Genomic DNA, 8042 nt, shown 5'->3' with positions numbered 1-8042 from the left:
ATCGCAATACTATCCACTTCTTTTAGCCAAACAAACTCTTTCTTCATGGCAGGAAGTTTGGCAGAGCATGTACCATAGGTCAAGCCTTTTCCTGTCTCTTTGTATGCGTGATCCCATAAGGATAGGAAATGATTGAATACAAAGCGAGAACAGCCAATCGTTTTGTTGATTAGAATTGTTTGTGCTTTATTAGGGTAGATACGAAACTTATAAGCTTTATTAATCATCATTTTATTCACCTCCGTTTCGGTATATGACTATTATACACCAAACATACTTTCGATATATGGTGGAGTAACACTTTATGTATGTCGAACAATTAAGATGGCTTCCTGCCATCCCTTGTTCGAAGCCAATTCAGCTCCCACCTACTCACTGGGCTGTGACCCTTCACGCTCCTTGAGGAAGGAGTCTTCTTGGCTAAAATGATAAAAAGAAATATTATTCTCACATGGATTATATGATATAATTTGTGATGATTTACCAAAATAAAATCATAGAGAAGGGCGATGTACTACCTTTGGAAAAAACATTAAATTTCTTTTCTTTTATATGCACTTTATTATGTTTATTAATCTTTTTATTATGTTCTTTCTCCCCTTTACATAAGGTACTCGAAAATTTATTCAGAGTAAATCCATTCAATATACTTTTTTATCTAGTATTTGCAACTCTACTTGTTAGTATAATTGGTTTGACTGGAATAAATAATCGTACTTCAGCTATAAGAAGCATCTTTACTTTAGCAATCAATATAGTACTGATAGTAGCTTTACTCTTTATAATCTTGATTGGAGGATTATTCCAGTGAAAAATTGAAATATTTCCTTAATACAAAATAAAAAAACTAGTATTTTACTAGTTTTTTTATTTTGTAATTTAGATAGGAGAAGGTACAAAATTTGGATTAACATGTATAGCTCTATATAAAAACATAGAGAATTGATCACGTGTAACCAAACCACCAGGATTAAAATTCCTATTACCAACACCATTTGCTATACCATTACTGTATAAAGCTTTTACATATTCATTAGCCCAATGACCTTTCATATCATTAAACTCATAATTCGCCTTCACCTTAAGATTAAAAGCTCTAACTATAATTGTAGCTGCTTCTGCCCTTGTAGCTACACCCTTTGGGTTGAATGTATGCTCAGAATTAACTGAAAATATCCCTTTTTTTGTTAATGCTAAAATTTGTTTTTTAAACATACTGTCATTAATATCGTTAAAAGGATTCTCATTACTATCTTCAGGTTTTAGATAATTATATAAAAATCCAGCTAATTGTTCTCTTGTAATATTATCTCCTGCACCAAAATATCCATTGCCATATCCTGAAGCAATTTTATGATGATACATATACAATATTTCTTTATGTGCCCAATGAGTTGCCGGAACATCTTCAAATATTTTAGGGGCAACAGTTGCATATGAATGAATAAACTCAGATTCTCTGCTCAAATCTATATACATATCCTCTGGGGTTTGTTCCCATGTATCATGAACAATCAAACTTCTAAAATTCTCATTAAATTCTGGACTATAAAAGTCCTCATATCCTATACCTGTTACACTATGGTCCCCATAAGTAGGATGTTTGTAAGTAGTAATAAGCACTGGCCTTCCCTGATCTATTTCATTTTTAATACCTTGGAATGAACTCCCCATATGAAGTTCGACTTCCGCTCTATATCCTTTATCATTAAAATATTTTTTTAATCCTGGGGCTATCTTATCTGTATAAGTTGAACCATAATCAGGTTGAGAATAATCAACCTTAGTCCCATAATATTTAGCAATTTCTTCTATAGTATCCCATGGATAAATACTTGGCATTAGATTTTCGTATCCCTTTAGATACCAATATCCCAATAGATTAGTTGTAGCTGTTGGGGTACACCCTCTAAACCATATATAATCTGGAACATTAGCTAGTTTTTTAGTATTAATATTCGAAGCAAGAAGTTTTTTAGGCTTCATCGAACTATTATTCTTTTCCTGCTGTTCAATTGTGGCATTATCTTCAATTTGGATTGGTTTAAAGATTTTCTTCTCCTGTTTTGGATCAGGTCCCAGAGTCACAATCTTTCCATTTTCTTTTTTGAAGTATTTTAATGGGCCATTATAAATAGCATTTCCTTCTTCTACATCCTCAAAAGGGTTTGTACCTTTTCTTGTAGACTCTATAATAGGTGATTCATTCTTTTTACCATTTATAATAATATATCCTACATCCTGATCAGCTTTACGAATTTGAAATACATAAGCTGAAATTTTCCCTTCTGAGCTATAGAGAGTTTTTCCTATACTATAACTCGCCCCTTTCCAATTCGGGTAAGTATGTTCACTAACAGTTTTTACATATTTCCCTACTGTAGATACTGCCTCTTCCTTAGTAATAAATTGTTCCGTAACTTCTTCGGCATTTGAGACACTTGGTATAACAGTAAATAAACCGAATAAGAGCGTAAAGCTAATTACAATAAATGATAACAACTTTCTCATTAAGTTTCCTTCCTTTCCAATATGTAGTTAAACAATGCTCTATATATATATTACATATAATTTAATTTTTGTATATAAAATCCTTGTAATTTTTCGTAAAAATATGTTATAAATATCCATGTACTTATCAATAGGAGGTTACTATTTTATGAAGAAAAAAGGATTATTAGTTACTAGTTTAGCCGCAACTATGCTTCTATCATTTAATTCAGCTACATTTGCTGAGGTAGAGAATCAAAATTCAGATAATAGCTCAATCATTGCAAGAAACCAAGCATCAAATTATACCAATATTACTTCAAGTTTCTCTTATACAATGAAAAGGAACGCACTTGAAATGGCATACGCTGCTCAAGAAGATAGAAATCTTGGTTCATATCCGGCTGGTGTGGGTTTAAAATTTGTACAACATGTTAAAACAGGAAGCGATTGGGACTATAAGCGTCAATTTGGATATGGATACTATAACTTTAATGGTAGAGTATTAGCCGCTGAAGACATTGGTAATATGCATTATGGCTATGTTGGAAGAGCTGCTGGATTTACAAGAAGTTTATTATCCACTGCAGCAGGAGCATACCAAATTTATTCTGGAACTTCCAACTTTGCTTGGGCAGATTCCTACTATGACGACCCTAATGATCAGGCTTGGATCTCATATGGAATGGACCTGTGGGACAATAGATCATTAGCCAAAAGTTTCGCAAGATCTACAACACCAAATACAGATGCGCTATATCAAGAAGCCGTTAGAACATTAACATCTGAAGAAAAGAATAGAATCAAAGAAGAAATGAAAGAATATTCTAAACAAGTTAAATCACAACAAAATTAAACAGCATTCATAAACTATTATACAAAATACAAAATGCACCCCAATTATTTCTAACAATTGGGGTGCATTTCAAAACGTAGGTTTCTTTTTCTCATCTACTTCACATACACATAGGCTTCATTTGCTGTCACATAGTATGTTTTAACCTTGCATTGTGGTGAACCGTTGACACTTACTTTGGTATCAATAGAATGAAAGTAAACTTTTGGGTAAAAGTTTACTTTGGAGTTTTGAATCATTTATAACTAATTTTGTAATAAATTTCTCAATATAGATATACTTGTTAATTCTCGTTCTAATATTCAAAATTAACAAGAAATAAACTATGATATAAATATGATGGTTATCCTTTTGTTTACTCCTTGTGCTGAAGATAAGATCGTGTTCGCCGATCTTATCTTTTTTTATTTGTGATTTTTCATATAAAAAAAGAATCCTTATCATAAGGATTCTGTAACAGGAAACAACAAATATATAATAAAGAGAATTACTTATATTATAATTTAATAATCACAAATTAAATATTTGGGAGTGTGGTGGGTATGGGGAAAGTAAAGGAATTGGAATCAATAATAAAAGAATTAGAAGAAGAGATACAATGGCGGGATAATCATATTATAGAAATTAATTCTGATAATACACGGGTATTAGAACAGTCAATGGAAGTAGCAAGACATATTGAATTGTATGATAAATTCATTAGGAACATGAATTTAGAAGATGAATTAAAGGTATTCTTGAAAGAAGAGATAAACAGTTACAATTAAAGAACAACACGCAATATAAACGGTTCTGGTGCAAAAATTTTAATATACATGTAGGCCATATACTTACCTTCTAAGGTTTAACCCATTTTTTTATCAACATGTTAATTAATATAGAAGATTTGAATTAACTATGAACCAGAGAATACCGATTAAATTACATGTAGCTTGCTTTCTCAAAGTATGGGCAAAAACACCTGTAAAATAAATAACCAGTTCCTTAACGTACAAGGAACTGGTTAAAATCTGTCCAATTTGTGTCTAAACGTACAATTTTCTTTTTTTGATATGGTGAGCTCATACCCATCAACTTAAGAATTTTATAACACCCTAGGATGAAAATTTGGTGTGTTTTTGACAGAAAACGGGTCGTTATTTCGTTTTGGAGGTATTTGCTTTTCTTAGCTTGATAGCAATGTGACGATACCCCTTTATTATTTTTCAGACTTCGCTTGTTCTAAAATGTATGCTTCTTCTTGTTCCGGTGTCGCTAATTCGTATGCTTTACCAGTGCTGTTATTGTCCCATTCCCATAATAAATTATGCTCCTGAACCGATTGAGAGAAATCGCCTTCATACCAACGAACCAACATCTTAAGGTACTGTTCTTTATGTTGTAAGGTTCCACTATTACTTTCATCAATCGCTCGACGTACTTTTTCGATATTTTCTGGAGTCATTTTGATAAATCCTTGCTTTTCGTGAGATAATACTTTTTGATGAGTCATTTTGTGCATTGCATTGATTATATGACGATCAGAGTTGAGGTCAAATATTACCTCTTCCCCTTTAATTCTCTCAGTCTGCTTTTTCTTAACGTCTGAGCCTGCATACGTACCGACTTTGTAACCAGTAAAAATACCAACTGCTATAGCAATAACTAAGGTTGATGTGATTTTAATCCACTTTTTCAAACCTCTTCCCCCCCTTTTATTGAAGTGTACCATAAAAGAAGAACTGTATACCCATATCTATCTGTGAGGTCTACATAACGCATCATTATCAGTAGTCAATGATGCATGAAATTTTCGTTCTGGGGGTAATTAAAAATCTTAACTTGATAGCGATGGGGTATCGCCAGCATTTCGGAAAAAAACACGCTAAGCAAAAAATAAGCTGTCCAGATGGACAGCTTATTTACATAACTACCGTTCTCGGAAGTTACCCTTTTCTTCTATTTCGTAAGTAATCCAATAACAATTATAACAATTAAGATGACTGCCCACATGATAAAATGCATGTTTCTTTTTACAAATTTTTTTGTTGTATCAGAGTCATCTGTCTCTTCAAAGCGTTCTATTTTTCTTTTTTGTACAACCAGTGTCAAAAAATACACTGCATTCCCTACTGATAAAATCAAAAAAGCATTTCCTAAATGACCATTTCTAAAGTTATCGTATAAAGACCAAATGAGTAATAAAACAGTATAGACCATGAACGCATTTTTACTGGCCTTTGCTACATGATATTGCTCCATTTCATCTTGTTTTTGTATTCGCATTGTTCTCTCGCTCCCTTATTTCAAGATTATTCGAGTGTAAAAATGTCCTCCATTTTCAGATTAAAGTAATGAGCTATTTTCAGTGCTAATTCTAAACTTGGATTGTAGTGGTTATTTTCAATGGCTACAATCGTTTGTCTTGTAACCTGTAAGTCCTTCGCCATTTGAATTTGTGTAATTTTATGTTGTACTCGTAGTTCTTTAATATTATTTTGTACAGCCATCGTTTCACCTACAATGTAAAGATATCTTTACTAATATATTATATAAAAACACCATAAATGTAAAGATGTATTTACACCTTATTTTGGAAAAAACAAAACCCAAAGCATATTTTAATTACTTTGGGTTCATGAATATCGTATACATGCTCGCTTAACATAACGTCCTATTATCGATAGCAAGGAAAAAGGCGGAATCTTATTCTCACAAAGCAACCTGCTTTTTTTGTTCTATGGATTTATGCATTTTTTTATACATTTCTATCCTTAAGCGGTTTTAGAGTTCTCGTTTGTTACTGAATTAGCTGAAAAACTGTATAAAATTTTGCATACTCTTAGCGTGTTTTTTTCCGAAATGCTGGCGATACCCCATGCCCATCAACCTAAGAAAAGCAAATACCCCAAAACGAGAAAATTGACATCTCCAGATGAAAATGTACAATTTTTTTGTTTTGGGGATGCTTCAAAATATTAGCTTGATAGCAATGTGTCTCTACCCATATAAGTTCGTGAGCTACGGTACTATGACCATATCATACAGCTAGTTGAGTGTTTAAATATTTTTGGTCAAAGCTTTTGTCTTGATATTATATGAACTCACTATATCACTCCATAATTTTAGGTAGTGAGCGATTTTAGATTACCTAAAATCATCATGATATCCTAAATAATATTTAAAAAGCTAAACCCATACATCGCAGCAACTGTAAAAATGACTGTCCATACTGCTAGACTTACCGTCATCCAACTTATGACGTGTGTCCGGTTAGATCCAAATGTTAAAGCTAATACGGCCGCAATATCAGTTCCTACGAGAATTGGAGCTAGAAGAGCCAAACCTGGAATACCATATCGTTCCCATATTTTTCTTGATCGGGTTTCTTTTTTAGAAGGTGTTGTTATACCTTTTTTTAGTTTTCTTGCTGCTTGCCATTCTGCATACTGTTTAAAGAAAAAACCGAGTAATAGAACCAAGATAAGATTTCCTGCAAATGCTGTTACTCCTACTGCAAATGGCTGTAACCCCCATGCGATACCAAGTGGTACAACGATTGATACATCCATCCATGGGGCAAAAGCTAAAAGAAATAACACTACATATTGCCATAATGCACCCGCATTTTGAGCCCACTCCACCATATTGTTTCATCCCCTTTGTTAAATACGATTTAAAATAAGAATAGTAGTTAACCAATAGACAATGTATTGACCTGCACCTAGTAAACCAATGCACAATAATGGAACAAAATTATGTTGAGAAAAGAGGAAGCAAATCCCTGCCGTTACTGGAAGCGCAATGCTATAGTAAATATACACACTTCGGCAAGCCTTATAGGTTACCCACTGCTGTCCTTCATCGATTTCACGAAATTCAGATGGTATAAAACCAAATAATCTAATCTTATCATGAGGATTCTTTCGGTTATAAATCCTTGTGAGAATGAGCCATAAAAAAGTAACCGTCACTAAAATCCCGAAACATAACTTAGCTAAAATGACTTGTGTATTCATAAGAGAAAATAGTAAAAATGCAATAATCAGCACAAATATACTGGCCCCTATAAGTGGGGACCTTAAAACCTGTTTTATCATAATCGATCCTCTCCCTTTAAATAAAAAACCTCTTCTACGGTAACTTGAAATACAGCAGCTATTTTTAACGCCATAGTGACAGATGGAGAATAATCACCTTTTTCTATTAATCCAATTGTCTGCCTTGTGACCCCAATTGCATCGGCCAAGTCTTGCTGAGTCCATCTAAATCGTGCTCGTAATTCTCTAACTCTGTTTTCTAGCATCATAATTTCCCTTTCCTCATTTACAATTACTGTAATTGTAAATGATTGCTAACAAAATGTAAACAATCATTTGCATTATGTAATTAATAATTGCTAAATACGACATAAATTACCCCTAAGTTAACAAGGGAGCCTACCCCATCGCTATCAAGCTAAGAAAATACAACTCCCCCAGAACGGGTTCTTGTCCTAACTTGTAATAAAAAAGCTCATTTTTTCGTTTTGGGGTGGATTTGTTTTCTTAAGTTGATGGGCATGTGACGATACCCCTTTTAAAATTTAATGTAAACTAATGGCTAAAAGTTTACATTGGGATTTCGAATCATTTATAACTAATTTTGTAATAAATTTCTCAATATAGATATACTTGTTAATTATGGTTCTAATATTCAAAATTAACAAAAAATAAAT

The 8042-nt window shown here is 32.9% G+C and carries 10 protein-coding genes; 2 read left to right on the top strand and 8 right to left on the bottom strand.

From position 1 onward, the window contains the following. Both JDS92_RS28830 and JDS92_RS28825 read right to left on the bottom strand, forming a co-directional pair. Positions 1-227: helix-turn-helix domain-containing protein (locus JDS92_RS28830; protein ID WP_199632961.1), on the bottom strand; the 227-nt coding region annotated here is incomplete at its 3' end. A gap of 652 nt (positions 228-879) precedes the next feature. Continuing rightward, positions 880-2511: an S-layer homology domain-containing protein gene (locus JDS92_RS28825; protein WP_199632960.1), complete on the bottom strand. Its 1632-nt coding sequence runs from the start codon at positions 2509-2511 to the stop codon at positions 880-882. Between the two features lie 148 nt (positions 2512-2659). On the opposite strand from JDS92_RS28825, the gene JDS92_RS28820 reads away from it, so the two are divergent. Together JDS92_RS28820 and JDS92_RS28815 are read left to right on the top strand one after the other, a co-directional pair. Further along, the gene (locus JDS92_RS28820) at positions 2660-3346 is read left to right on the top strand and encodes a polymorphic toxin type 44 domain-containing protein (RefSeq protein ID WP_199632959.1); all 687 of its coding nucleotides are present in this window, start codon (positions 2660-2662) and stop codon (positions 3344-3346) included. A gap of 542 nt (positions 3347-3888) precedes the next feature. Beyond that, positions 3889-4113 carry a hypothetical protein gene (locus JDS92_RS28815; protein ID WP_199632958.1) on the top strand — a complete coding sequence of 75 codons (225 nt, stop codon included), beginning with the start codon at positions 3889-3891 and terminating at the stop codon, positions 4111-4113. A 431-nt stretch (positions 4114-4544) separates the two neighbouring features. On the opposite strand, the gene JDS92_RS28810 is transcribed toward JDS92_RS28815, so the two are convergent. From JDS92_RS28810 to JDS92_RS28785, 6 genes are all read right to left on the bottom strand, one after another. Further along, positions 4545-5024 (bottom strand): PRK06770 family protein, encoded by a 480-nt coding sequence (locus tag JDS92_RS28810; protein WP_199632957.1) that lies wholly within the window; start codon positions 5022-5024, stop codon positions 4545-4547. A gap of 260 nt (positions 5025-5284) precedes the next feature. Further along, positions 5285-5611, bottom strand: coding sequence for a hypothetical protein (locus JDS92_RS28805; RefSeq protein ID WP_199632956.1), 327 nt, complete (start codon positions 5609-5611; stop codon positions 5285-5287). Between the two features lie 26 nt (positions 5612-5637). Then, positions 5638-5835 (bottom strand): helix-turn-helix transcriptional regulator, encoded by a 198-nt coding sequence (locus JDS92_RS28800; RefSeq protein ID WP_199632955.1) that lies wholly within the window; start codon positions 5833-5835, stop codon positions 5638-5640. Positions 5836-6495: 660 nt separating this feature from the next. Continuing rightward, on the bottom strand, positions 6496-6972 hold the full coding sequence (locus tag JDS92_RS28795) for a small multi-drug export protein (RefSeq protein WP_199632954.1): 477 nt from the start codon (positions 6970-6972) through the stop codon (positions 6496-6498). Between the two features lie 18 nt (positions 6973-6990). After that, positions 6991-7425 carry a hypothetical protein gene (locus JDS92_RS28790; protein ID WP_098475183.1) on the bottom strand — a complete coding sequence of 145 codons (435 nt, stop codon included), beginning with the start codon at positions 7423-7425 and terminating at the stop codon, positions 6991-6993. After that, the gene (locus tag JDS92_RS28785) at positions 7422-7634 is read right to left on the bottom strand and encodes a helix-turn-helix transcriptional regulator (protein ID WP_098157645.1); all 213 of its coding nucleotides are present in this window, start codon (positions 7632-7634) and stop codon (positions 7422-7424) included. Before JDS92_RS28785 ends, JDS92_RS28790 begins: the two co-directional genes overlap by 4 nt. Positions 7635-8042: the final 408 nt, after the last annotated feature.

The sequence above is a fragment of the Bacillus cereus group sp. N12 genome (assembly GCF_016483575.1).
GTDB lineage: Bacteria > Bacillota > Bacilli > Bacillales > Bacillaceae_G > Bacillus_A > Bacillus_A toyonensis.
This window is presented reverse-complemented; position numbering and strand designations above follow the sequence as displayed.

Bases quoted from the DNA above. Each gene is read 5' to 3' on its own strand.
- JDS92_RS28800 (WP_199632955.1), bottom strand. From the start codon at position 5,835: ATGGCTGTACAAAATAATATTAAAGAACTACGAGTACAACATAAAATT.
- JDS92_RS28820 (WP_199632959.1), top strand. From the start codon at position 2,660: ATGAAGAAAAAAGGATTATTAGTTACTAGTTTAGCCGCAACTATGCTT.
- JDS92_RS28790 (WP_098475183.1), bottom strand. From the start codon at position 7,425: ATGATAAAACAGGTTTTAAGGTCCCCACTTATAGGGGCCAGTATATTT.
- JDS92_RS28805 (WP_199632956.1), bottom strand. From the start codon at position 5,611: ATGCGAATACAAAAACAAGATGAAATGGAGCAATATCATGTAGCAAAG.
- JDS92_RS28815 (WP_199632958.1), top strand. From the start codon at position 3,889: ATGGGGAAAGTAAAGGAATTGGAATCAATAATAAAAGAATTAGAAGAA.
- JDS92_RS28795 (WP_199632954.1), bottom strand. From the start codon at position 6,972: ATGGTGGAGTGGGCTCAAAATGCGGGTGCATTATGGCAATATGTAGTG.
- JDS92_RS28785 (WP_098157645.1), bottom strand. From the start codon at position 7,634: ATGATGCTAGAAAACAGAGTTAGAGAATTACGAGCACGATTTAGATGG.
- JDS92_RS28825 (WP_199632960.1), bottom strand. From the start codon at position 2,511: ATGAGAAAGTTGTTATCATTTATTGTAATTAGCTTTACGCTCTTATTC.